21 protein-coding genes and 1 tRNA gene are annotated in these 22,017 nt (G+C 69.7%); 10 read left to right on the top strand and 12 right to left on the bottom strand.

Annotation, left to right across the window (positions count from 1 at the left end; genetic code table 11):
* Window positions 1–268: 268 nt before the first annotated feature.
* The gene (locus AAHM41_RS10340) at window positions 269–1,027 is read left to right on the top strand and encodes an MOSC domain-containing protein (protein WP_342236450.1); all 759 of its coding nucleotides are present in this window, start codon (window positions 269–271) and stop codon (window positions 1,025–1,027) included.
* A 40-nt stretch (window positions 1,028–1,067) separates the two neighbouring features.
* Here AAHM41_RS10340 and AAHM41_RS10335 read toward each other — a convergent pair whose 3' ends face one another.
* Window positions 1,068–2,087: an aldo/keto reductase gene (locus AAHM41_RS10335; protein ID WP_342236449.1), complete on the bottom strand. Its 1,020-nt coding sequence runs from the start codon at window positions 2,085–2,087 to the stop codon at window positions 1,068–1,070.
* Between the two features lie 118 nt (window positions 2,088–2,205).
* Between AAHM41_RS10335 and AAHM41_RS10330 the strand changes: the two genes are divergently transcribed.
* On the top strand, window positions 2,206–3,132 hold the full coding sequence (locus AAHM41_RS10330) for a LysR family transcriptional regulator (protein WP_342236448.1): 927 nt from the start codon (window positions 2,206–2,208) through the stop codon (window positions 3,130–3,132).
* Between the two features lie 110 nt (window positions 3,133–3,242).
* Here AAHM41_RS10330 and AAHM41_RS10325 read toward each other — a convergent pair whose 3' ends face one another.
* From AAHM41_RS10325 to AAHM41_RS10315, 3 genes are all read right to left on the bottom strand, one after another.
* The gene (locus tag AAHM41_RS10325; protein WP_342236447.1) at window positions 3,243–3,827 is read right to left on the bottom strand and encodes a nitroreductase family protein; all 585 of its coding nucleotides are present in this window, start codon (window positions 3,825–3,827) and stop codon (window positions 3,243–3,245) included.
* A gap of 79 nt (window positions 3,828–3,906) precedes the next feature.
* Entirely contained in the window at window positions 3,907–4,575 is a 669-nt protein-coding gene (locus tag AAHM41_RS10320) for a glutathione S-transferase family protein (protein ID WP_342236446.1), read from the bottom strand.
* A 134-nt stretch (window positions 4,576–4,709) separates the two neighbouring features.
* Window positions 4,710–5,561, bottom strand: a complete 852-nt coding sequence (locus AAHM41_RS10315; RefSeq protein WP_342236445.1) for a LysR family transcriptional regulator — start codon at window positions 5,559–5,561, stop codon at window positions 4,710–4,712.
* 117 nt (window positions 5,562–5,678) lie between these two features.
* On the opposite strand from AAHM41_RS10315, the gene AAHM41_RS10310 reads away from it, so the two are divergent.
* Both AAHM41_RS10310 and AAHM41_RS10305 read left to right on the top strand, forming a co-directional pair.
* Entirely contained in the window at window positions 5,679–6,059 is a 381-nt protein-coding gene (locus AAHM41_RS10310; protein WP_342236444.1) for a tautomerase family protein, read from the top strand.
* 66 nt (window positions 6,060–6,125) lie between these two features.
* Window positions 6,126–7,622 carry an FAD-binding oxidoreductase gene (locus AAHM41_RS10305; RefSeq protein WP_342236443.1) on the top strand — a complete coding sequence of 499 codons (1,497 nt, stop codon included), beginning with the start codon at window positions 6,126–6,128 and terminating at the stop codon, window positions 7,620–7,622.
* A 167-nt stretch (window positions 7,623–7,789) separates the two neighbouring features.
* Here the strand turns inward: AAHM41_RS10305 and gltB are convergent, their stop codons facing one another.
* Window positions 7,790–12,346, bottom strand: a complete 4,557-nt coding sequence (gene gltB / locus AAHM41_RS10300; protein ID WP_342236442.1) for a glutamate synthase large subunit — start codon at window positions 12,344–12,346, stop codon at window positions 7,790–7,792.
* 23 nt (window positions 12,347–12,369) lie between these two features.
* The gene (locus AAHM41_RS10295) at window positions 12,370–13,812 is read right to left on the bottom strand and encodes an NAD(P)-dependent oxidoreductase (protein ID WP_342236441.1); all 1,443 of its coding nucleotides are present in this window, start codon (window positions 13,810–13,812) and stop codon (window positions 12,370–12,372) included.
* A gap of 339 nt (window positions 13,813–14,151) precedes the next feature.
* Between AAHM41_RS10295 and AAHM41_RS10290 the strand changes: the two genes are divergently transcribed.
* From AAHM41_RS10290 to AAHM41_RS10280, 3 genes are all read left to right on the top strand, one after another.
* Window positions 14,152–14,460: a putative quinol monooxygenase gene (locus tag AAHM41_RS10290; protein WP_342236440.1), complete on the top strand. Its 309-nt coding sequence runs from the start codon at window positions 14,152–14,154 to the stop codon at window positions 14,458–14,460.
* A 91-nt stretch (window positions 14,461–14,551) separates the two neighbouring features.
* On the top strand, window positions 14,552–16,090 hold the full coding sequence (locus AAHM41_RS10285; RefSeq protein ID WP_342236439.1) for a glycosyltransferase family 39 protein: 1,539 nt from the start codon (window positions 14,552–14,554) through the stop codon (window positions 16,088–16,090).
* A 66-nt stretch (window positions 16,091–16,156) separates the two neighbouring features.
* The gene (locus AAHM41_RS10280; RefSeq protein WP_342236438.1) at window positions 16,157–17,170 is read left to right on the top strand and encodes an alpha/beta hydrolase; all 1,014 of its coding nucleotides are present in this window, start codon (window positions 16,157–16,159) and stop codon (window positions 17,168–17,170) included.
* 4 nt (window positions 17,171–17,174) lie between these two features.
* Here the strand turns inward: AAHM41_RS10280 and AAHM41_RS10275 are convergent, their stop codons facing one another.
* Entirely contained in the window at window positions 17,175–18,137 is a 963-nt protein-coding gene (locus tag AAHM41_RS10275) for a complex I NDUFA9 subunit family protein (protein ID WP_342236437.1), read from the bottom strand.
* Window positions 18,138–18,328: 191 nt separating this feature from the next.
* Between AAHM41_RS10275 and AAHM41_RS10270 the strand changes: the two genes are divergently transcribed.
* From AAHM41_RS10270 to AAHM41_RS10260, 3 genes are all read left to right on the top strand, one after another.
* Window positions 18,329–18,404: transfer RNA gene (locus tag AAHM41_RS10270), tRNA-Ala, on the top strand.
* A 210-nt stretch (window positions 18,405–18,614) separates the two neighbouring features.
* Window positions 18,615–18,815: a type II toxin-antitoxin system RelE/ParE family toxin gene (locus AAHM41_RS10265; RefSeq protein ID WP_342236436.1), complete on the top strand. Its 201-nt coding sequence runs from the start codon at window positions 18,615–18,617 to the stop codon at window positions 18,813–18,815.
* A complete protein-coding gene (locus AAHM41_RS10260) occupies window positions 18,812–19,111 on the top strand; it encodes an addiction module antidote protein (RefSeq protein WP_342236435.1) in 300 nt (99 codons plus the stop codon). Before AAHM41_RS10265 ends, AAHM41_RS10260 begins: the two co-directional genes overlap by 4 nt.
* Window positions 19,112–19,178: 67 nt before the next feature.
* On the opposite strand, the gene AAHM41_RS10255 is transcribed toward AAHM41_RS10260, so the two are convergent.
* The 5 genes from AAHM41_RS10255 to AAHM41_RS10235 form a co-directional block, all read right to left on the bottom strand.
* A complete protein-coding gene (locus tag AAHM41_RS10255) occupies window positions 19,179–19,424 on the bottom strand; it encodes a DUF1328 domain-containing protein (protein ID WP_446719440.1) in 246 nt (81 codons plus the stop codon).
* Window positions 19,425–19,466: 42 nt separating this feature from the next.
* The gene (locus tag AAHM41_RS10250; RefSeq protein WP_342236434.1) at window positions 19,467–19,901 is read right to left on the bottom strand and encodes a CBS domain-containing protein; all 435 of its coding nucleotides are present in this window, start codon (window positions 19,899–19,901) and stop codon (window positions 19,467–19,469) included.
* An 81-nt stretch (window positions 19,902–19,982) separates the two neighbouring features.
* A complete protein-coding gene (locus AAHM41_RS10245) occupies window positions 19,983–20,459 on the bottom strand; it encodes a GNAT family N-acetyltransferase (protein ID WP_342236433.1) in 477 nt (158 codons plus the stop codon).
* A gap of 40 nt (window positions 20,460–20,499) precedes the next feature.
* Window positions 20,500–21,195, bottom strand: coding sequence for an ABC transporter permease (locus AAHM41_RS10240; RefSeq protein ID WP_342236432.1), 696 nt, complete (start codon window positions 21,193–21,195; stop codon window positions 20,500–20,502).
* A gap of 2 nt (window positions 21,196–21,197) precedes the next feature.
* On the bottom strand, window positions 21,198–21,935 hold the full coding sequence (locus AAHM41_RS10235; protein WP_342236431.1) for an ABC transporter permease: 738 nt from the start codon (window positions 21,933–21,935) through the stop codon (window positions 21,198–21,200).
* Window positions 21,936–22,017: the final 82 nt, after the last annotated feature.

The raw sequence follows: 22,017 nt of genomic DNA, 5'->3' as shown, positions 1-22,017 counted from the left end.
AAACTCTGTCTCCACTGTCCGGCAGGATCGTCTTGCACGAAGCCCGACCCCGCCTTGATCCACGTCAGTGCGATCCGGGAGGATGCAGGACTGATGTAGGGGTGTGGCCGGGCTGCAACAAGAGCCGCCGGGAACGTCCGGCAGTTGCTCACGGTGATCGCGCTGGTGGGGGCCGGTCCCAATCGCGCATAGCGGCGATCCTCGGCGCGCTGATTGTTTCCGCCGGCCATAACGCGCTAGGGTTTTTGCCCGAAACCCGAGACCCGCCATGACCGCCGTCCGCCTCGCCGAACTGTACCGCTACCCCGTCAAGGGTATGACCGGGCAGAAACTCGCCGCCACCGATCTCGCCGCCGGCGAGACGCTGCCGCATGACCGGCGCTTCGCCATCGTGCACGGCGCCAGCCAATGCGACCCGACGGCGCCGAGCTGGCAGCCGAAGCGGCAGTTCCTACAGCGGATGACCGATGAGCGGCTGGCGCTGCTGGGCATCGACTATGACGACGCCACGGAGGCGCTGACGCTGAAGCGCGACGGCAAGCAGGTGGCGCGCGGCCTGCTGTCGTTGCCGATCGGGCAGGAGCTGATCAACCAGTTCCTCAACGCCTTCATGAAGGACCCGCGCGGCGCGGTGAAGATCGTCTCCGCCCCCGGCATCGCCTTCACCGACAAGCCGGAGAAGCTGGTCTCGTTGATCAACCTCGCCTCGGTGAAGGACATCGAGCGGGTGACGCGCGCCCCGGTCGACCCGCGGCGCTTCCGCGGCAACCTCATCCTCGACGGCCTGCCGGCCTGGACGGAGTTCGACTGGATCGGGCGCGAGCTGGCGATCGGGCCGGCGCGGCTCAAGGTCGTCTCACGGATCACCCGCTGCGCCGCCACCAACGTCAACCCGGCGACCGGCGACCGCGACCTGAACATCCCCAAGGCCCTGATCACCGGCTTCGGCCATGCCGATTGCGGCATCTATGCCGAGGTGCTGGCCGGCGGCCGGATCGCCGAAGGGGATACGCTGACAGTCGCGTAGACCGGGCCGCCCGGAGGCGAATCCGGTCCACGCAAACCCGTTACGGCCGCACCGGGCCGGTGCCGGCGCCGGTGCTTTCGATCGCGGCGGCGATCTCGCCGACATCCGCCGCCGTCAGCTCCAGCGTCGCGGCGTCGAGCCAGCCATCGACCTGCTCGGGGCTGCGGGCGCCGACGATGGCGGCGGTGACCGCCGGCCAGGCCAGAGTCCACGCCACCGCCACGGCGGCGACCGAGGTGCCGTGCCGCGCCGCCACCGGCTTCAGCGCCGCGGCCAGCGCCAGGTTGCGGGCGAGGCCGTCGCCGGTGAAATGCGGCGAGCGCGAACGCCAGTCGTCCTTCGGCAGCGCCGCCGCCCGCTCCGCCGTGAAGGCGCCGGTCAGCAGGCCGGACTGCATCGGGCTGTAGACGATGACGCCGGTGTCGTGCTTCGCGCACCAGGGCAGCTCCGCCGCCCCGATATCGCGGCGGATCGCCGAGAAGGGCGGCTGCAGCGTGTCGACATGGCCGACCGCCTCGGCCCGCGCCAGCAGCTCGACATTGTGATTGGACAGGCCGACGGCCCGCACCTTCCCTTCCTGCTTCAGGTCGAGGAAGGTCTGCCAGAGGGTCTCGATCGAGGTGCCGTCCTCGGCCGGCCAGTGCAGCTGGTACAGGTCGATCCGCTCGACGCCGAGCCGGCGCAGCGAGGCCTCGACCTCGCGCCGCAGGCTGTCCGGCGCGCCGACGCGCTTCGGCACGGCGGTGCGGTCGGCCTCATCCCAGATCAGCCCGCCCTTGGTGAAGACATAGGGCCGCCTGTCGGCCGGGATCTCGCGCAGGGCGCGGCCGACGATCTCCTCGGAATGGCCGAGGCCGTAGACCGCGGCGGTGTCGATCCAGTTGATGCCGACCTCGGCGGCATGGCGGATCGCTGCCACGGAGGCGTCATCGTCCTGCTCGCCCCAGGCCGCGGCCCAGCCGGCGCCGCCGATCGCCCAGGCGCCGAAGCCGACCCGGGTGATCGCCATGTCGGTGGTGCCGAAGCGCCGTGTAGGCAGATGCGTGTGGCCTTCGCTCATGGTCTTCTCCCGGTCATGTCCGGCCTGGAGAATGACGGCATCGCATTCAGCGTTCCAATTGAATGTTCAGATCGCATTCAGCATGATCGAAGAACAATCGGCAGGATCGGGCGCGACCATGGATCTGAGGCAGCTGGAGCATTTCCTGGCGGTGGCGGAGGAGCAGCACTTCACCCGCGCCGCCCGGCGGGTGAACATCGTCCAGTCCGGCCTGTCGGCCTCGATCCGGGCGCTGGAGGAGGAGCTGGGCGCGCCGCTGTTCATCCGCAGCACCAGGCGGGTCGACCTGACCGCCGCCGGCCGGGTGCTGGCCGAGGAAGCGCGGCGGGTGCTGGCCGCGGCGCAGGGCGCCCGCGACGCCGTCGCCGCGGTACAGGGCCTGGCGCGCGGCCGGCTGGCGATCGGCACCACCCACAGCCTGGCGCCTTTCGTCGACCTGCCGGGGCTGCTGGCCCGGTTCCACGCGGCCCATCCCGGGATCGAGATCCGGCTGTGCCAGGGCGGGTCGGACCGGCTGTTCGAGAAGCTGCGCGACAGCCGGGTGGACCTGGCCTTCGTGCCGATGCAGCCGGCGCCGCCGCCGGATGTCCGGGCCACCATGCTGGCCTGCGAGGAGCTGGTGGCCGCCTGCCGCCACGACCATCCGCTGGCGGGCCGGAAGAACGTGGCCCTGAGCCGGCTGGGCCGCGAGACCTTCGTCGATTTCCAGACCGACTGGGGCACCCGGCAACTGGTCGACCAGGCCTTCTCGCGCATCCGGGTGGAGCGCCGCACCGGCTTCGAGGTCAACGACCTGCCGACCGCGCTCGACCTCGTCGCCCTCGGCCTCGGCATCGCTTTGGTGCCGGAGGCGCTGATCGCCGCCCATCCGGCCGACCCGCACCGCCCGCCGCTGGCGGTGGCGACGCTGGCTCCGCCCGAGATCTGCTGGGAGCTGGGCGTCGCCCATGCCGAGCGCGGCGCCGGGGACGGCCCGGTCAACCCTGCGGCCCGGGCGTTCCTGGCGCTGATGGAGTCGGACCGGGTGGCGGCCGCGGCGGCGTGAGAGAGCATGTAGGTTGGGTTCGCGACTGCGAACCCAACATCGTGCCGCCCGAACCACTGTTGGGTTCGCTCATGCGAACCCAGCCTACGATCGCCCCACCAAGCGCCGCCTTACGCCACCTGCACCAGCGGGCCGGACCATTCCGTGACGACGTCGGACAACGCCGGGCGCGGCCGGTCCTCCATCGGCTCGGACGGGGTGCCGAGATAGATGAAGCCGATGATCTTGTCGGTCGCCGGGTTGTGGCCCAGCAGCTCGACGATCTGCGGGTGGTAGGCCGGCCAGCCGGTGATCCAGCTTGCGCAATAGCCCTGGGCGTGCGCCGCCACCAGGATGTTCTGGCACAGCGCACCGCCGGACAGGATCTGCTCCAGCTCCGGGATCTTGCCGGGCTGCGGCTTGTGGGTGACGACCAGCAGCAGCGGCGCCAGGGCCGGCTTCTGCCGCATCGCCTCGATCAGCGCCTCGGTGGCGTCCGGGGTCTCGCGGGCGAAGATCTCGGCCATCGCCTCGCCCAGCCGGCGCTGCCCGTCCTTGCGCAGCAGCTGGATGCGCCAGGGCGCCAGCTTGCCGTGGTCCGGCACCCGTGTGCCGGCCCGCAGGATCCGCTCCAGCGCCGCCGCATCCGGCCCGGGCTCGACCATGTTGCGGGCGGGCACCGAGCGGCGCTTCAGCAGAAGATCCAACGCATCCATGCTTCGTCTCCGATGATCCGTCGCGGAGGACGGCGCTATCTAAGAATCACTCTCAACAACACAGATAGGACGGACCGGCTCAGAAATCCAGGTCGCGGTAATGCGCCGGTGCCGGAATGCCGGGGACGTGGTCCTCCAGCAGCGGCCGGAAGCTGGGCCGGGACTTTATGCGCGAATACCATTGCCGCGCCTCAGGATGGGCGTCCCAGGGCACGTCGCCGAGATAATCGACCACCGAGAGATGGGCTGCCGCGGCGATGTCGGCCAGGCTGAACTCATCACCGGCCAGCCAGCGCCGGGTCTCGGCGAGGTAGGAGATGTAGTCGAGGTGGTAGTGCACGTTCTGCCGGCCGGCACGGATGGCGTCGGAGCTGGGCTGGCCGCTGCGCGTCACCCGCTTCATGAACTTCTCGCCGACCAGGTTCTCGGTAACCTCGCGGCCGAACTTCTGGTCGAACCAGACCAGCAGGCGCCGGGTCTCGGCCCGCGCCAGGGTGGTGTCGCCCAGCAGCGGCACCTCGGGATGCATCTCCTCCATGTACTCGACGATGACCCAGACATCGGTCAGCGTCGTGCCGTCCGGCTCGATCAGCAGCGGCACCTCGCCCGTCGGGTTCAGGGCGAGGAACTCCTCGCGGCGCTCCCAGACCCGCTCGACCTTGGTGTCACAATGCAGGTCCTTCTCGGCCAGCAGCAGCCGGACGATGCGGGACTGGGCGGAGAGCCAGATGTGGTAGAGGGTTCGCATGGCGCGCGAACTCTAACCGATGCCGCCATGGTTCGGTAAGAGTCGCGTTGCGCTGCGATGGCACATGCCACCCCCGCGCCGCGGCCGGGAACCAACCGGCGGGCCCGTGCCTTTGGTCTGGCTGCGACGGCGAGTCACGCCGCGACCGGCAGGCGGAAGGCGGCGGCGAGGCCGCGCAGGGCGCCGGCGAGCCGGGGGTCGGACAGGCGCGAATGCAGCATCACCTCGCTCGGCGCCAGGGCCGGCAGCCCTAGCCTCGGCCCGACATCGGCCGTGCCCGGCGGCGCCGTCCGGCGCGCCAGCGGCGACACGCCGAGCCCGGCCATGGCCGCCGCCGCGACAGCGGCACCGCCGCCGCCGACGAAGACCTCGACCCAGGGAATGCCGGCGGCGTCGAGCGCGCGCAGCGCCGCGACCCGAACGCCGCAGCGCTCCCTGTGAGTGACGAGCGGCAGGGGCTCGCCCGGCCGATGATGCCAGCCGGTCGAGGCGAGCCAGCCGAATTCATCGCGGAACAGCACCTCGCCGTCGCGGCGGCCGGCGTCGCGGCGGACGATCACCGCGTCGAGTGACCCGGCGTCGTATTCCCGGAGCAGATCCAGCGACGAGTCGAGACGGACCTCCAACGCCAGCCCCGGCCCCTGCCCCGCCACCCGGGCCAGCAGCCCCGGCAGCTCCGGCCCCGCGACATGATCGCTGATGCCGAGCACCAGGCGCCGCGGCCGGGCCGAGACCGCGGCGACGGCCTCGTCCTGCGCCTCCAGCAGCCGCCGCGCCCGCGGCAGGAAGGCCTCGCCCTGCGGCGTCAGCCGCACCAGCCGCGGCGTGCGCTCGACCAGCCGGGCGCCGAGCCTATCCTCCAGCCGCTTCAGCCGCAGGCTGACGCCGGACTGGGTGGCGCCGAGCGTATCGGCGGCGCGGGTGAAGCTGCCGTGATCGGCGACCAGGACGAAGGCCCGGACGGCATCGAGGTCGAGGGACCGCATGGCTTCATCATTTTAATCTGAAATCACTGATAGTGATATCGAGTTCATTTCGAAATGGTCAAGCCGGCGCTATATCCAAGGCGTCGCGGCGCCCGCCGCCAATCTCGGAGTGACCCCATGCCCCTCATCCGCATCTCGCTGCGCAAGGGCAAGCCGGCCGGCCATATCGCGGCCATTCGCGATGCCGTCTACCTGTCCCTGCGCGAGACCTTCGACGTGCCGGAGAACGACCGCTTCGTGCTGGTGCACGAGCATGACGAGACCGGCTTCGACTACGACCCGACTTATCCGGGCATCGCCCGGACCGACGACGTGGTGTTCATCCAGGCCACCGTCAGCAACACCCGGACGCTGGCGCAGAAGCAGGCGCTGTATCGCCGGATCGCCGACCGCCTGGCCGAGAGCCCGGGCCTGCGCCGCGAGGATGTGTTCATCAACCTGATCGAGGTGGCGAAGGAGAACTGGTCCTTCGGCAACGGCATCGCGCAATACGTCTGAGTCTCGCCATAATCCCACTCCCGTCCCGGTCATATTATCGCCGGCACGGAATGATGCGGGGGAAGCATGGCCAGGAGGGGATCGACGCGCCGGCGCGTGCTGGCGACCGGTGCCGCGGCGCTGGGTGCGGCGACGCTGGGTGGCATGGGCGGGGCGTGGCTGCAGCGCCTGTCCGATGCGGCCAGACTGCCGCTCCCGGCCCCGCCCCGCACCCTCCTTGACGACGCCAGCGGCCTGAACCCGACGCCGGTGCGCGGCGTCGCCTTCGCGGAGGCCAATCCGGACGCGGCAGCGGCGCGGCTGGCGCCGCTGCTGCGGCGGATCGCGGCCGGGCAGGAGCCGGCCTTGGCCGTGTCCGGCGCGCGGCATTCGATGGGCGGGCAGAGCCTGATGCGCGACGGCTGGGTGCTGGACGCGCTGCCCCTCAACGGTCTCGCGATCGACGCCGAGGCCCGGGTGATGCGGGTGGGCGGCGGGGCGCTGTGGCGCGAAATCGTGCCGGCGCTGAATGCCGCCGGCTTCTCCCCCGCCGTGATGCAGTCGAACAACGACTTCAGCATCGGCGGCACGCTGAGCGTCAACGCCCATGGCTGGCACGCCAACAGCCCGCCGGCCGCGAGCACGGTGCGCCGGCTGCGGCTGCTGACGGCAGACGGCGCGGTGGTGGAGTGCGGCCCCGACGACGAGCTGTTCGGCCTGGCGCTGGGCGGCTACGGGCTGTTCGGGGTGATCCTGGAGGCCGAGATCGCCATCCTGCCCAACGCGATGTACGTGCCGGACTTCGCCGTAATGCCGACCAAGGACTACGCCGCCGCCTTCGCCGAGCGGGTCGCAGCGTCGGGGTCGCCCGTCGAGATGGCCTATGGCAGGCTGTCAGTCGATCCGGGCGGCCTGTTCGAGGAGGCGGTGCTGGGCTGGTACGTGCCGGTGCCGGAGACCCGCGGCGCCGTCCTGCCCCTGCCCACCCTGGACCATGGCGGGATGCAGCGGCTGGTGTTCCGCAACGCCGCCGGCAGCGACACCGGCAAGGCGCTGCGCTGGTGGCTGGAGCGCGAAGCCGGGCCGTGGCTGGCGGAGCGGACCAGCCGCAACAGCCTGCTGAACGAGCCGGCCGCCGTCTTCGCCAACCGCGAGGCCGGGTCGACCGACATCCTGCACGAGTACTTCGTGCCGCGGGCCCGGCTGTGGGACTTCGCCCAGGCGGCCCGCGCGGTGATCCGGCGCGACGAGGGCAACCTGCTGAACGTCACGGTGCGCGACGTCCGCCGCGACGACCGCAGCGCCCTGGCCTATGCCCGCGAGGACGTGTTCGGCCTGGTCATGCTGTTCGTCCAGGAGAGATCCGCCGCCGGCGAGGAGCGGATGCAGCGCATCACCCGCGGCCTGATCGACGCCGCGCTCGACACGGGCGGCACCTACTACCTGCCCTACCGCCTGCACGCGACCGCGGAGCAGCTGCGCCGCGCCTATCCCACCTGGGACAAGGTGGTCGCGGCACAGCGCCGGCACGACCCGAGCGGCGTGTTCCGCAACGGGCTGTACCAGCGCTACGCCGTGGCTTGAGCGCGCCTATCGTCTAACGCACCGCAGAGTCTGTTTGAGAATGCGCTGGTGTGAGTCGGCTGGTGGTGGTTTCGAGAACCGGCGCGCAGCGGACGTTAAGTCCGTGAGCACCGGAAGCGGAGAAACCGCCATCAGACGACCGCACCAGTAGCATTATCGAACAGGCTCTACTCCGCCGGGATCCGCAGCGCCTCATCCTCGCCGTGGATCGGGTGCTGCAGCCGCGACACCATCTCCTTCGGCACCACCTGCCAGAACTTCGACCGCTCGATCGGCCAGTCGTGCAGGATCGAGGCAGCCCAAGCGCTCTGGGTCTCGCGCACATGCTCGGCGATCAGTGCGCGCAGCTGGTCGTCATAGTGCCGGGTCTCGACCCGCTGCCACAGCACGCTCTCCGGATTGGCCCGGCGGGCGAAGCTGCCGTCGGCGTCGTAGACGAAGGCCATGCCCCCGGTCATGCCGGCCGCGAAGTTGTCGCCGACCGGGCCCAGGATCACGGCGGTGCCGCCGGTCATGTACTCGCAGCCATTCGAGCCGCAGCCCTCGACCACCACCGTGGCGCCGGAGTTGCGCACCGCGAAGCGTTCCCCCGCCTGGCCGGCGGCGAACAGCCGGCCCGCGGTGGCGCCGTACAGCACCGTGTTGCCGATGATGGTGTTCTCGTTGGTCTTCAAGGTCGACGCCGCGAAGGGCCGGACCACGATGGTGCCGCCGGACAGGCCCTTGCCGACATAGTCGTTGGCGTCGCCGAACACCTCCAGCTTCAGCCCCTGCACCGCCCAGGCGCCGAGCGACTGGCCGGCATTGCCGCGCAGCCGCACCGTGACATGGCCCGGCTGCAGCCCGGTCATGCCGAACTTGCGGGTGATCATCGAGGACATCCGCGTCCCCACCGCGCGGTGGGTGTTGCGGATCGAGTAGGTCAGCTGGGTCTTCTCGCCGAGTTCGAACAGCGGCCGGGCGTCGGCGATCATCTGCGCGTCCAGCGTGTCCGGCACCGGGTTGCGGCCCTCGAGTGTGCAATACATCGCATGCTCGCCCGGATCGGCCTTGGCCAGCAGCGGGTTGAGGTCGAGGTCGTCGAGATGGGCGGCGCCGCGGCTGACCTGGCGCAGCAGCTCCGTCCGGCCGACGATCTCGTTGATCGAGCGGTAGCCGAGCTGGGCCAGGATCTCGCGCACCTCCTCGGCGATGAAGCTGAACAGGTTCACCACCTTCTCGGGCGAGCCGGAGAACTTGGCCCGCAGCTCCGGGTCCTGGGTGCAGACGCCGACCGGGCAGGTGTTGGAGTGGCACTGCCGGACCATGATGCAGCCCATGGCGATCAGGCTGGCGGTGCCGATGCCGTACTCCTCGGCGCCGAGGATCGCGGCGATCACCACGTCGCGCCCGGTCTTGATGCCGCCGTCGGTGCGCAGCCGGATGCGGTGGCGCAGCCGGTTCAGGGTCAGCACCTGGTGCACCTCGGACAGGCCCATCTCCCACGGCACGCCCGCGAATTTCAGCGAGGTCTGGGGCGAGGCGCCGGTGCCGCCGACATGGCCGGAGATCAGGATGATGTCGGCATTGGCCTTGGCCACGCCGGCGGCGATGGTGCCGATGCCGGTGCGGCTGACCAGCTTGACCGTGACCTTGGCGTCCGGGTTGATCTGCTTCAGGTCGTAGATGAGCTGGGCCAGGTCCTCGATCGAGTAGATGTCGTGGTGCGGCGGCGGGCTGATCAGCATCACGCCCGGCGTGGCGTGGCGCAGCTTGGCGATCTCCACCGTCACCTTGAAGCCGGGCAGCTGGCCGCCCTCGCCGGGCTTGGCGCCCTGGGCGACCTTGATCTCCAGCTCACGCGCCTGGTTCAGGTACTCCGCGGTGACGCCGAAGCGGCCCGAGGCGACCTGCTTGATCGCGGAGTTCCAATTGTCGCCGTTCTTGTCCGGGCGGAACCGGGCCGGGTCCTCGCCGCCCTCGCCGCTGTCGGACCGGGCACCAATCCGGTTCATGGCGACGTTCAGCGTGCCATGCGCCTCCGGGCTCAGCGCGCCCAGCGACATGCCGGGGGTGATGAAGCGCTTGCGGATCTCGGTGATGCTCTCGACCTCGTCGATCGAGACCGACTCGCGCACCGGCACGAAGTCCAGCAGGTCGCGCAGCGCCACCGGCGCCTGGTGCCGGATCATGTCGGAATACTTGCGGTACAGCGAGTAGCTGTCGGTCGCCACCGCCTGCTGCAGCATGTGGATCATCCGCCCTTCCCAGGCGTGACGCTCCTGCCCCTGGCGGTAGCGGTAGAAGCCGCCGACCGGCAGGGTGACGACGTTGCTGTTCCACGCCGCCTCGTGCATCTCGATCGCCTTCATCTGAAGGCCGGCCATGCCGAGGCCGGAGATGCGGCTGGGCATGCCCGGGAAGTACTCGGCGACGAGCGAGCGCGACAGGCCGACCGCCTCGAAGTTGCAGCCGCCGCGATAGGACGAGATCACCGAGATGCCCATCTTGGACATGATCTTCAGCAGACCGTCATCCACCGCCTGGCGGTAGCGCTTCATGCAGGCGTCAAGCGACAGGTCGCCGAACAGGCCGCGGCGCTGGCGGTCGGCGATCGCCTCCTGCGCCAGATAGGCGTTCACCGTGGTGGCGCCGACGCCGATCAGCACCGCGAAATGATGCACGTCGACGCATTCCATCGACCGCACGTTCAGCGAGGTGAAGGTGCGCAGCGACTGGCGGATCAGGTGAGTGTGGACCGCGCCGGTGGCCAGGATCATCTGGATCGCCACCCGGTCCGGCCCGACATGCTGGTCGGTCAGGACGATATGGGTGGCGCCGCCGCGCACCGCGTCCTCGGCCTCGCGGCAGACCCGGCGCAGCGCGTCGCGCAGCCCCTGCTCGCCGCCCTCGCGGTCGAAGGTGCAGTCGATCTCCGCCGCGGTCGCGCCCATATAGGCGCGCATCGCCTCGTATTCGGCGTTGGTCAGCACCGGGCTGTCCAGCTGCAGCAGGTCGCACTGGCTGGCATCCTCGTCGAGGATGTTGCCCAGGTTGCCCAGCCGGGTGCGCAGGCTCATCACCCGCCGCTCGCGCAAGCTGTCGATCGGCGGGTTGGTGACCTGGCTGAAATTCTGCCGGAAGAAGTGGTGCAGCGGCCGGTTCAGGTCGGACAGGATGGCGATCGGCGTGTCGTCGCCCATCGACCCCACCGCCTCCTTCGCGTCCTCCACCATCGGATGCAGGATGAGCTCCAGGTCTTCCATGGTGATGTTCATGGCGACCTGGCGGCGGCGCAGCTCCTCGCGCGGCATCGCCGCGCCGGTGTCCTCGCCGCCGGCGCGGATCAGCCCGTCGATCACCTTGATCCGCTTGGTCCAGTCCTGGTACGGCTGCTTCGAGGCCAGCACCTGCTTGATCTCGCGGTCGTGGTACAGGCGGCCTTCCTGCAGGTCGACGGCCAGCATCTGGCCGGGGCCGAGCCGCCCCCGCTCGATGATTCGGCTGTCCTCGAGCCGGACCATCCCGGCCTCCGACCCCGCGATCAGCAGCCCGTCATTGGTGATGGTGTAGCGCATCGGCCGCAGGCCGTTGCGGTCCATGCCGCCCATCACCCAGCGGCCGTCATACATCGCCAGCGCGGCCGGGCCGTCCCAGGCCTCCATCACCGCGTTGCAATAGCTGACGAAGGCGCGGTGCGCCGGCGGGATGTCGGCGTCGGCCGGGGTCGCCTCCGGCACCAGCATCGCCTTGACCATCGGCGCATTGCGGCCGGCGCGGACCATCACCTCGAACACCGCGTCGAGCGCCGCCGAATCCGAGCTGCCGCCCTGGATCACCGGCTTGATGTCCTCGATCGCGTCGCCGAACACCGGGCTGGCCATGCGCGTCTCATGCGCGCGCATCCAGTTGCTGTTGCCCTTCAGCGTGTTGATCTCGCCGTTGTGGGCGAGCATGCGGAAGGGCTGGGCCAGGCGCCAGGTCGGGAAGGTGTTGGTCGAATAGCGCTGGTGGTAGATCGCGAAGTTGGAGACGAAGCGCTCGTCCAGCAGGTCCGGGTAGAAGGCGGTCAGCTGCGCCGCCAGGAACATGCCCTTGTAGATGATCGACCGGCAGGACAGCGAGCACAGGTAGAAATCGGCGATGCCCGCACCTTGAGCCGCCTTCTCGATCCGCCGCCGGATGACGTAGAGGTCGCGCTCGAACTGCTCCTCCGGCACCCCCTTGGGGTTGGCGATCATGATCTGCTCGATCTCCGGCCGGGCGGCATTCGCCTTCTCGCCGATGATGGCGACGTCGATCGGCACCTGGCGCCAGCCGTAGATGTAGTAGCCGAAGCTGAGGATCTCGCCCTCGACCAGGCAGCGGCACTTCTCCTGCGCCTCCAGGTCGGTGCGCGGCAGGAAGGCCTGGCCGACCGCGATCACGCCCGGCATCGGCCGGTGGCCGACGCGCTCGACATGCTCGTGGAAGAACTGCTGCGGGATCTGGACATGGATGCCGGCGCCGTCGCCGGTCTTGCCGTCGGCGTCGACCGCGCCGCGGTGCCACACCGCCTTCAGCGCGTCGATGCCGGCCTGCACCACCTCGCGCCGCGGCTTGCCGTCCAGCGTGGCGATGAAGCCGACGCCGCAGGCATCATGCTCCTCCGCCGGGTCATAGGCATGGGCCTCGATCAGCCGGGCGACATTGGCGTCGTATTCCTCGACGAAGCGTTGGCCGGGGGACTTCTCAAACTGGCTCATGAGCTGGCTCCTTCCGGCTGGCGTCATTCCGCCGCGACCGCCGGAACGGCGGCCTTGGCGGCGAGATGGCTGTGGATGGCGGCGGCGGCGTCGCGGCCGTCGCGGATGGCCCAGACGACGAGGCTGGCGCCGCGGACGATGTCGCCGGCGGCGAAGATGCCGTCGACCGCGGTCATCATGGTCTTGTGGTCGACCCGGACCGTGCCCCATTTGGTCACCGGCAGGCCCGGCGCGTCGAACAGGGTCGGCAGGTCCTCGGGGTCGAAGCCCAGCGCCTTGACCACCAGGTCGGCCTCGATGGTGTGGGCCGATCCCTCGATCACCACCGGGCTCTGCCGGCCGGTGGCGTCGGCGACGCCGAGATGGATCGAATGGGCGCGCACGCCGGTGACGATGCCGTCGCCCAGGAACGCTTCCGGCGCCGCCTGCCAGACGAACTCGACGCCCTCCTCCTCGGCATTGTGCACCTCGCGCTGGCTGCCCGGCATGTTGGCGCGGTTGCGGCGGTACAGGCACTTCACCGAGACGGCGCCCTGGCGCACCGCGGTGCGGACGCAGTCCATCGCCGTGTCGCCGCCGCCGATCACCACCACCCGCTTGCCGGCGGCGTTCAGCGTGCCGTCGGCAAACTCGGGCACGTCGTCGCCGAGGCCGGTGCGGTTCGAGGCGGTGAGGTAGTCGAGCGCGGCGACGATGCCCTTGAGGCCGGAGCCCGGGGCCTGGAAGTCGCGCGCCTTGTAGACGCCGGTGGCGATCAGCACCGAATCGTGGCGCGACCGCAGCTCCTGCAGCGTGGCGTCGCGGCCGACCTCGAAGTTCAGGTGCAGGGTGATGCCGGCATCGGCCAGCCACTGCGCCCGGCGGGCGACGACCTCCTTCTCCAGCTTGAAGCTGGGGATGCCGTAGATCAGCAGCCCGCCGACCCGGTCGTAGCGGTCGTAGAGATGGACCTGGTAGCCGAGGCGGCGCAGCTGCTCGGCCGCGGCGATGCCGGCCGGGCCGGCGCCGATGATGCCGACGGATTCGGCGCGCTCGCGCAGCGGTACGGGCGGCTTCACCCAGCCCTCGGCCCAGGCGGTGTCGGTGATGTACTTCTCGATCGAGCCGATGGTGACGGCGCCGTGGCCCGACTGCTCGATCACGCAGTTGCCCTCGCACAGCCGATCCTGCGGGCAGATCCGGCCGCAGATCTCGGGCATCGAGTTGGTGGCCGAGGAGATCTCGTAGGCCTCCTCGAGCCGGCCCTCCGCGGTCAGCTTCAGCCAGTCCGGGATGTTGTTGTGCAGCGGGCAATGCACCTGGCAGAACGGCACGCCGCATTGCGAGCAGCGCGACGACTGCTCCTCGGCCTTCTGCCGGACATAGGGCCCGTAGACCTCGAGCCAGTCGTGCCGGCGAGTCTCGGCAGCGCGTTTCGACGGCATCTCGCCGGCGGTCTTCACGAACTGCAGCATCTTCGTCGCCATGGGCGGCCCCTCGTCACGCGGAGTCGAACAACCCCGCAGCGGCGAGGCCACGCGACATTTACGGAATTCGGAAATCCATGGCGAGCAGTTTTTCGCGATTAGGTCATATTTGTTGACTAATTTCGCGTTGTTAAGAGCCATTCGCAGATAGAGCAGCATTTCGGCACGATTGTTTCAAGAATATTGATACCGATCCGGAACTATCGGCGAATCATGTCGCTTGATGCAGCCGTCACGCACCGCTTGTTCCAGCCTCCTGGCTGCCGGCACTCAAAACCAGCCTTGACCTCAAGCTCGCTTGAACCTTTAGCAGGGGAGCTCCTTCATCCGGAGCCCACCATGACCAAGCCCTATGTCTCGATCAGCGTGATCACGCCGAAGCCCGACCGGTTCGAGGAGTTCATGGAGCTGCAACTGGCCCAGCACCACCGGGTGCGCGGCCAGGTCGAGGGGCTGCGCGGCGGCCGGCTGTTCCGGTCGCTCGACGGCCGCAGAGTGGTGCTGGTGACCGCCTTCGAGACCGTCGAGGACGCCCAGCGCTTCCGCCAGGACCCGCGCTTCACCGAGCATGTGGCGCGGATCCAGCCGCTGCTCGAGAGCGCCGTCCCCGGCGGCTACGAGACGGCCTATGAGGTCGGGAAGATCTGACCCCGCCGGCCGGCGGCATACGAAGAGGTAATTGGACGCCGGCTCCGGCCGGGCCTAACGGCACGGCCGGTTCCATTGCCTGCCTCGCCCCATGTCGATCGCGCTCAGCGCCCCGCTCCGCCGTTCCGAGAGCGACACCCGCGACCTCCTGCTGCTGCTGGTGGCGCATGTCGTGTTGTGGACCGCCTTCTGCCTGTTGTACCTGGCGCCGTCGGACCTGCAGAACGACATGACCGAGGCCTTCTCCTGGGCGCAGGAGATGCCGCTCGGCACCTACAAGCACCCGCCCTTCTACGCCTGGGTGGTGCATGGCTGGTTCAGCCTGTTCCCGATCGTCGACTGGGCCTTCTACCTGCTGTCCTCGGTCAATGCCGCGATCGGCCTGGCCGCGGTCTGGGCCATCGCCGGCCGGTACCTGTCCGGCCCGGCGCGGCTGGCGGCGGTGCTGCTGCTGGAGGCCCTGCCCTTCGCCACGGTCCAGTCGCTGAACTTCAATGCCAATTCGGTGCTGCTGTCGCTGTGGCCGCTGGTGATGCTGCTGTTCCTGCGCGCCTTCGACCGGCGCGACCTGACGAGTGCCGTCATGCTTGGGCTGGCGGCCGCGGCGGCGATGCTGTCGAAATACTACAGCGGCGTCATCCTGGCCTGCTGCCTGGCCGCGGCGCTGGCCCATCCCGACCGTCGCCGGTTCTTCGCCAGCCTCGCTCCCTATGCCGCGCTCGCCGTCTTCGCCGCGGCGATGACGCCGCATGTGCTGTGGCACCTGCACGCCGCCATCGGCCCGCTGCAGTACATGGCCAGCAAGAGCCACTCCGACACGCTCAGGATCCTCGCCAAGGCCGGGATCTTCGTCGCCGGCTGCGTCGCCGTGCACGCGCTGCTGGGCGCCGCCCTGGCCTGGCTGTGGCGGCGCGGCCGGACGGCGACGCCGGAGGATCGGCCTCCGGTTCCATCCACGGGCGACCGCCGGGCGCTGGCGATCTTCGCCCTCGGCCCCTTCCTGCTCACGGTCGCGATCGCCCTGGCCTTCAAGGTGAAGATCGTCACCCAGTTCGCCATCCCGATCTTCAGCCTGTCGCCGCTGGCGGCGATCGTCTGGCTGCGGCTGGCGATCGACCGGGCGGCGCTGCACCGGCTGGCACGGCTGACCGGAATCGGCGGGCTGCTGCTGCTGTCGGCGGCGCCCTTCGCCGGCGCCTGGACCCTGCGGCACGACATCGAGCACGCGGCCGAGCCGCGGCGGCTGGTGGCCGAGCGGGTGACGGCACTGTGGCGCCAGCAGGTCGGCACCCCGCTGGCGGTCGTCGCCGGCAGCGAGAGCTATGCCCTGGGCGCCACCTTTTACAGCCCGGACCACCCGACCGACTTCACCGCCTTTGCCTCGGCCTACGCCCCCTGGATCGACGCCGACCGGCTGCGCCGCGGTGGCTTGGCCGTGATCTGCCTGAAGGACGACGACTGGTGCCTGGGCGAGGCGGCGAAGTACCAGGGGCTCGACACCTGGCGCACCGAGCTCAGCGTCGCCAAGCGGCTGCGCGGCGTGACCGGACGGCCCTTCGACTTCGTCGTCATCTTCGTCAGGCCGGGCCAGACCCTGCCGCTGGAGCCGATCCGGCTGCGTCCGTTCTGATCGGCCCGGGATGCGTCCCACCGAGACTCGGTCTAGGGTGGCGGCACAATCTACGGGAGCGAACGCATGCGCAAGAACCGGACCGCCCCGCGCGGGCAGTTGGAGAGCCTGACCATCGACAGCCGGGTGCTGCGGGACAACCTGCTGGGCGATCCGCATGAACGGCGGGTCGATCTCTACATCCCGGCCGGACATGACGGGCGCGGCCTGCCGCTGCTGGTCGACCTGGTCGGCTTCACCGCCGGCGGGCCAGCCCACACCAACTGGAAGAATTTCGGCGAGAACGTGCCGGAGCGGGCCGACCGGCTGATCGCCGAGGGCAAGCTGCCGCCGGTGGTGATCGCCTTCCCGGACTGCTTCACCCGGCTCGGCGGCAACCAGTACATCAACTCCGCCGCCATGGGCCGGTGGGAGGACTTCCTGATCGACGAGATGCTGCCGGCGGTGGAGGGGCGGCTCGGCTGCGGCGGGCCGGGCCGGCGCGGCGTGTTCGGCAAGAGCTCCGGCGGCTACGGCTCGATCATCCACGCCATGCGCCGGGCCGACACCTGGAGCGCGGCCGCGTGCCATTCCGGCGACATGGCGTTCGAGCTGGCCTATCTGCTGGAGATGCCGAACGTGCTGCGGGCGCTGGCCAAGCACGAGGGCTCGATCGAGCGCTTCATCACCGCGCTGGAGGAGGCGAAGAAGATCCAGGATGCCGACCTCCACATCCTGATGTGGCTGGCGATGGCCGCGACCTACGACCCGGACCCGTCGCAGTTCCTCGGCATCCGGCTGCCGGTCAACCCCGACACCTGCGAGCTGATCGAGGAGCGCTGGGCCAACTGGCTGGAATGGGACCCGGCGCTGCTCGCCGATCGGCATGCCGACGCCCTGAAGTCGCTGAAGGCGCTGTACATCGATTGCGGCGACATCGACCAGTTCAACCTGGTCTACGGCGCCCGGAGGCTGCACCGGTCGCTGGAGCGGCTGGGCGTGACGCACCGTTACGAGGAATTCCCGGACAACCACTCCTCGGTCGACTACCGGATGGATGAGAGCCTACCCTACCTGGCCCGGGCGCTGACCGGGGGGTGACCGGTCAGGCCAGCAGGCTGTTGCCGAAGCGGCCGCCGGGGCGGTAGCGGTCGAGATAGCTCGGCAGGATCAGCTCGGCCGGGGTCGGCTGGATGCCGAGATCGGCCAGCGACTTCGCGCCGGCGCCGACGACGTTGTCGATCTTCAGCTGCACCACCTGGTCCGGGGTCAGCGGCGGCTTCGGCAACAGGCTGAACAGCTTCGCCTCGAACGCCGCGACGCCCCAGGACAGCGAGACCAGGCGCTTCTTGCGGCCGGTCTGCTTCAGGGTCAGCTCCATCAGCTCGCGGAAGCTGTAGACCCGCGGGCCGCCGAGCTCATAGGTCTGGCCGGCGGCGCCGTCCTGCTCCAGGCAGGCGACCACGGCGGCGGCGACGTCCTGGACATAGACCGGCTGGAACTTCGTGGTGCCGCCGCCGAACAGCGGCAGGAACGGCGCCGTGCGGGCGAGGTTGGCGAACAGGTTGAAGAAGCCGTCCTCGGGCCCGAAGACCACGCTCGGCCGCAGGATCGACGCGCCCGGGAAGGCGGCGCGCACCGCCGCCTCGCCCGCCGCCTTGGTGCGGGCATAGGAAGACGGGCTGTCGGCCGAGGCGCCGATCGCCGAGATCTGCACGAAACGGCTGGCGCCGGCGGCCGCCGCGGCGCGGGCGACGCGGCCGGCGGCCTCGCCATGGATGGCGTCGAAACGCTGCTTGCCGCGCTCGAACAGGATGCCGACCAGGTTGACCACGGCGTCGGCCCCGGCCACCGCGGCCGCCACCGAGCCGTCGTCGCGGATGTCGGCGAAGACCGGCACGACCTGGCCGACCGCCCCCGCCGTCTTCAGCGGCAGGGCCCGGTCCGGGTGGCGCGCGGCGACGATGATGCGCCAGCCGCGCTGGGCCAGCATCTGCGCCACGTAGCGGCCGACGAATCCGGTGCCGCCGAAAAGGGTGACCGTCTTTTGGCCGATGAAGTCCGTCATGGTCCCGCCTGCGAGCCGATCAGGCCGCCCTGGCTGCGGCCCGGCCCCCTTATATCCGAGCCGCCCGAGGTTTCAAACGACCGCCGCCGAAAAACGACAGGTGGCCGGATCAGGCGCTTGACAAGCCGGGAGGCGGGCACGATATTCCGCGCCGTTCGCCGGGATGCCCAACCGCCCGGGTTCGAATTCGTGGGGCTGTAGCTCAGTTGGGAGAGCGTCTCGTTCGCAATGAGAAGGTCAGCGGTTCGATCCCGCTCAGCTCCACCATCTCCCTTCCGCGATAGTATCATTCGATAGGCCGGCGGCGACTTTCGCCGTGAATGCACTTGTCGTGCCGATGTGCGTCTTGCCGATCCGTAGCCCACAAGCTACAGTGCACTATGCGCTCGATCGTCGAGACCGCTACATTCTCCCGCTGGATCGACGCCCCTCGAAGATCGCCGTGCTGTCGCTCGCATTGCTGTCCGCATCGATCGATTGGCCGCCGGGCACGCCGGTGATGCCAAACCCGTCGGCGATGGCGTCAGCGAACTGCGGATCGACTATGGCCCAGGCTACCGGGTCTATTTCACCCAGCGGGGCAATGTGACGGTGATCCTGCTGTGCGGCGGCGACAAGAGCACCCAGGCGAAGGACATCACGCGGGCCAAGGCCCTGGCCAAGGAGCAACCGGAATGACCGCGACCCGCCCCTATGATTCCGCCCGCCATCTCGACACCCCGGAAGCCCAGGCGGAGTATCTGACCGCCGCCTTCGAGACCGAGGATCCAGGCTTCATCGCCGAGGCTATCGGCACCGTCGCCCGCGCCCGCGGCATGACCCAGATCGCCAAGGATTCCGGCCTCTCTCGCGAAAGCCTCTACCGCGCGCTCAGCAGCGGCGGAAATCCCGAGCTCGGCACCGTCATGCGGGTGCTGCAGGCGATGGGCCTGCGTCTGTCAGCGACGCCGGCCGACAAGACCGAGGCGGCCTGAATCGTCGCGACGACGGCCGGACACCCCTGGGGCGCCCGGCCGTCGACGCGTCTGGTGGTCGGCCGCGCTAGCCGCGCCTGAGCAGCCCGGCGACGAGCATGATCACGAACACCACGATCGCGACCCAGAACAGGAGCTTGGCGCCGGCCATTGCCGTGCCGGCGACGCCGCCGAAGCCGAACAGGGCCGCGACCAGCGCGATGATCAGGAAGACCACGGCCCAGTGGAGCAGACTGCCGAACATGTCGGGCACCTCGTTCTTGTGAGCCGGCCGGCCGGCGGCGCCGGCGCGGACGTTCACTCGCAAGAACATGGCCTGCCGTCCGGCAGTTCCCGCTTCGCTGCGCCGGCCACGTCAGCTGGTGGTGATGTATTCGCGCAGGCTCTCGGCCTCGCTCTCGATCTCGTCGAGCCGCGCCTTCACCACGTCGCCGATGCTGATCATGCCGCAGATCAGCCCCTGGCCGTCCACCACCGGCAGGTGGCGAAAGCGGCGCTGCGTCATCATCCCCATCAACTCCGCCACCGTGTCGTCGAGGCCGCAGGTGATGACGGTTCGGACCATGATGGCCGAGACCGGCTCATCCAGCAGCGATGGCCCCCTGTCGGCCAGGCGGTGGACGACGTCGCGCTCGGACAGGATGCCGTCGATGTGGCGGCCGTCGCCGCTGACCAGCACGGCGCCGATGCGCTTGTCACGCAGGAGCGTCACCACCTCGGTCAGCCGGAGGTCCGGCGCGACATGGATGACGGTATTCCCCTTCACATTCAGAATACGGGCAACGTTCATGGCGATTCCCCGATTGTTCTGGTTTTGAGGAAGCATAACACGCCTGCGCCGGACCGCGACTCGGCAGTTTCCCGGCTTGTCCTAAAGGCCCGGCCGATCCTTCGCCATCAGCAGGACCGGCCCGCCATCGTCGCCCAGCGGATGGAACCCCGCCCCTTCCAGGCAGCGGACGGCGCGGTGGTTGGTGCGGGCCGGCCGGGCCAGGATGCGCAGCGCCCGCCCGCCCTTCAGCAGCCGGTCGGTGTAGGCGCCGAGGAAGGCGGTGCCGAGCCCCTTGCCGACATAGCTCGGCTCGCCGATGAACAGGTCGATGCCGAAGCTGCCGGGCTCGGCATCGCCGCCGGGCACCGCCGCGGCCGCGTCATAGGCCTGGAGATAGCCGATCTGCCGGCCTTGCCAGGCGACCAGCATCGGCTCGGCCCAGTCCGACGCCATCAGCCGGCGGATCTCGCGGATCCCGGCGTCCGGATCGCCCCACCAGGCGCGGACATGCGGCATGGCGAGCCACAGGCGCAGGCGCGGCAGGTCGGCGGGGCGGAGCGGCGTGAAGGTGAACATCCGCTGCAGCTTAGCAGAGCCGAGGGCCGGATTTAGCTGTTCAGCTGCGCCGGCGCAGATGCGGGGTCAGCTTCCACTCCACCGCCCGCACCCCCTGCGCCACCACGAAGTTCATGGCGAGGTAGAGGATGCCGGCGGCGGTGAACACCTCGAACGGCGCGAAGGTGCGCGAGTTGATCTGCTTGGCGATGCCGGTGATCTCCATGATGGTGATGATCGAGGCCAGCGAGCTGGCCTTCACCATCAGGATGATCTCGTTGCCGTAGGCCGGCAGCGCCTGGCGCACGGCGATCGGCACGGTGATCCGCCGGAACACCAGCGAGCGCGACATGCCGCAGGCGCGCGCGGCCTCGATCTGGCCGAATGGAACGGCCTGCAGGCCGCCGCGGATGATCTCGCTGGTGTAGGCGGCGGTGTTCATGGCGAAGGCGATCACCGCGCAGGGGAAGGCCTCGCGCAGCGGCCAGTCCCAGACGCCGAGCGCCTCCCACAGCGGGCGGAACTGGCCGAGCCCGAAATAGATCAGGAAGATCTGCACCAAGAGCGGCGTGCCGCGGAACACGAAGACGTAGCCGCGGGAGATGCGCGACAGGACGCCGTTGCCGGACGCCCGCATCAGCGCCAGCACCATGGCCATGGCGACGCCGAGGGCGAGCGCCGGCACGATCAGCTGGATGGTCACCAGGGCACCGCCGAGCAGCCGGCCGAAGGTGTCGAGGATCAGGTCGAGATCCATGGTCAGCCCGCCCGCCGCACGCCGCGGTCGTAATGCGCCTCGGCCTTGCGGAACATCTTGGTCGAGAACGTGGTGATGACCAGGAACAGCACCGCCGCGGTGATGAAGAACGGGAACGGCTCGCGCGTCGACCGCGCCGCCACCTGGCTGATCCGCATCAGCTCGGTCACCCCGACGACGGAGACCAGCGCCGTGTCCTTCAGGATCAGCTGCCAGATGTTGCCCAGGCCGGGCAGCGCCAGGCGGATGGTCTGCGGCAGGATGATGCGGCGGAACACCATGAAGCCATGCATGCCGAAGGCCCGGCCGGCCTCGATCTGGCCGTGCGGGATGACCTGGATGGCGCCGCGCAGCACCTCGGTCGCATAGGCGCCGGAGATCAGCCCGACGGCGAAGACGCCGATCGCGAATTCGTTCAGCCGGAACGGCTCGGTGATGCCGAACGCGCCGAGGATGGCGTTGATCGCCCGCTCGTTGCCGAAGAACAGGAGATAGATGATCAAGAGCTCCGGCACGCCGCGGATGACGGTGGTGTAGATCTCCATCAGCCCACGCAGCGCGAAGCCGCCCCAGACCTTGAGGCAGGCGGCGATCAGCCCGACCACGATTCCGAAGATGTAGCTGGCGGTGGAGAGCAGCACAGTCATCACCGCGGCCCAGACGAACTCGTCGCCCCAGCCCTGGTCGCCCCACGAGAAGAGCTGCGCCCAGTGGAGCAGCGAATCGATCAGTCCTTGCATGCCTTACCGCTGCCTGGAACGGGACGGGGGGGCCGGGCCCGCCCCCCCGCGCCCAAATATTTTTCGGGGGGCGCCCGGGGGG

Source organism: Inquilinus sp. OTU3971, from assembly GCF_038440215.1.
The sequence above is the reverse complement of the archived record's forward strand: the minus strand, read 5'-3'. Positions and strand labels throughout refer to the sequence as shown.

Bases quoted from the DNA above. Each gene is read 5' to 3' on its own strand.
- AAHM41_RS10320 (WP_342236446.1), bottom strand. From the start codon at position 4,575: ATGCGAACCCTCTACCACATCTGGCTCTCCGCCCAGTCCCGCATCGTC.
- AAHM41_RS10250 (WP_342236434.1), bottom strand. From the start codon at position 19,901: ATGAACGTTGCCCGTATTCTGAATGTGAAGGGGAATACCGTCATCCAT.
- AAHM41_RS10305 (WP_342236443.1), top strand. From the start codon at position 6,126: ATGGCCAGGAGGGGATCGACGCGCCGGCGCGTGCTGGCGACCGGTGCC.
- AAHM41_RS10275 (WP_342236437.1), bottom strand. From the start codon at position 18,137: ATGACGGACTTCATCGGCCAAAAGACGGTCACCCTTTTCGGCGGCACC.
- AAHM41_RS10240 (WP_342236432.1), bottom strand. From the start codon at position 21,195: ATGGATCTCGACCTGATCCTCGACACCTTCGGCCGGCTGCTCGGCGGT.
- AAHM41_RS10315 (WP_342236445.1), bottom strand. From the start codon at position 5,561: ATGCGGTCCCTCGACCTCGATGCCGTCCGGGCCTTCGTCCTGGTCGCC.
- AAHM41_RS10330 (WP_342236448.1), top strand. From the start codon at position 2,206: ATGGATCTGAGGCAGCTGGAGCATTTCCTGGCGGTGGCGGAGGAGCAG.
- AAHM41_RS10245 (WP_342236433.1), bottom strand. From the start codon at position 20,459: ATGTTCACCTTCACGCCGCTCCGCCCCGCCGACCTGCCGCGCCTGCGC.
- AAHM41_RS10340 (WP_342236450.1), top strand. From the start codon at position 269: ATGACCGCCGTCCGCCTCGCCGAACTGTACCGCTACCCCGTCAAGGGT.
- gltB (WP_342236442.1), bottom strand. From the start codon at position 12,346: ATGAGCCAGTTTGAGAAGTCCCCCGGCCAACGCTTCGTCGAGGAATAC.
- AAHM41_RS10255 (WP_446719440.1), bottom strand. From the start codon at position 19,424: ATGTTCTTGCGAGTGAACGTCCGCGCCGGCGCCGCCGGCCGGCCGGCT.
- AAHM41_RS10325 (WP_342236447.1), bottom strand. From the start codon at position 3,827: ATGGATGCGTTGGATCTTCTGCTGAAGCGCCGCTCGGTGCCCGCCCGC.
- AAHM41_RS10280 (WP_342236438.1), top strand. From the start codon at position 16,157: ATGCGCAAGAACCGGACCGCCCCGCGCGGGCAGTTGGAGAGCCTGACC.
- AAHM41_RS10335 (WP_342236449.1), bottom strand. From the start codon at position 2,087: ATGAGCGAAGGCCACACGCATCTGCCTACACGGCGCTTCGGCACCACC.
- AAHM41_RS10290 (WP_342236440.1), top strand. From the start codon at position 14,152: ATGACCAAGCCCTATGTCTCGATCAGCGTGATCACGCCGAAGCCCGAC.
- AAHM41_RS10235 (WP_342236431.1), bottom strand. From the start codon at position 21,935: ATGCAAGGACTGATCGATTCGCTGCTCCACTGGGCGCAGCTCTTCTCG.
- AAHM41_RS10285 (WP_342236439.1), top strand. From the start codon at position 14,552: ATGTCGATCGCGCTCAGCGCCCCGCTCCGCCGTTCCGAGAGCGACACC.
- AAHM41_RS10310 (WP_342236444.1), top strand. From the start codon at position 5,679: ATGCCCCTCATCCGCATCTCGCTGCGCAAGGGCAAGCCGGCCGGCCAT.
- AAHM41_RS10295 (WP_342236441.1), bottom strand. From the start codon at position 13,812: ATGGCGACGAAGATGCTGCAGTTCGTGAAGACCGCCGGCGAGATGCCG.
- AAHM41_RS10260 (WP_342236435.1), top strand. From the start codon at position 18,812: ATGACCGCGACCCGCCCCTATGATTCCGCCCGCCATCTCGACACCCCG.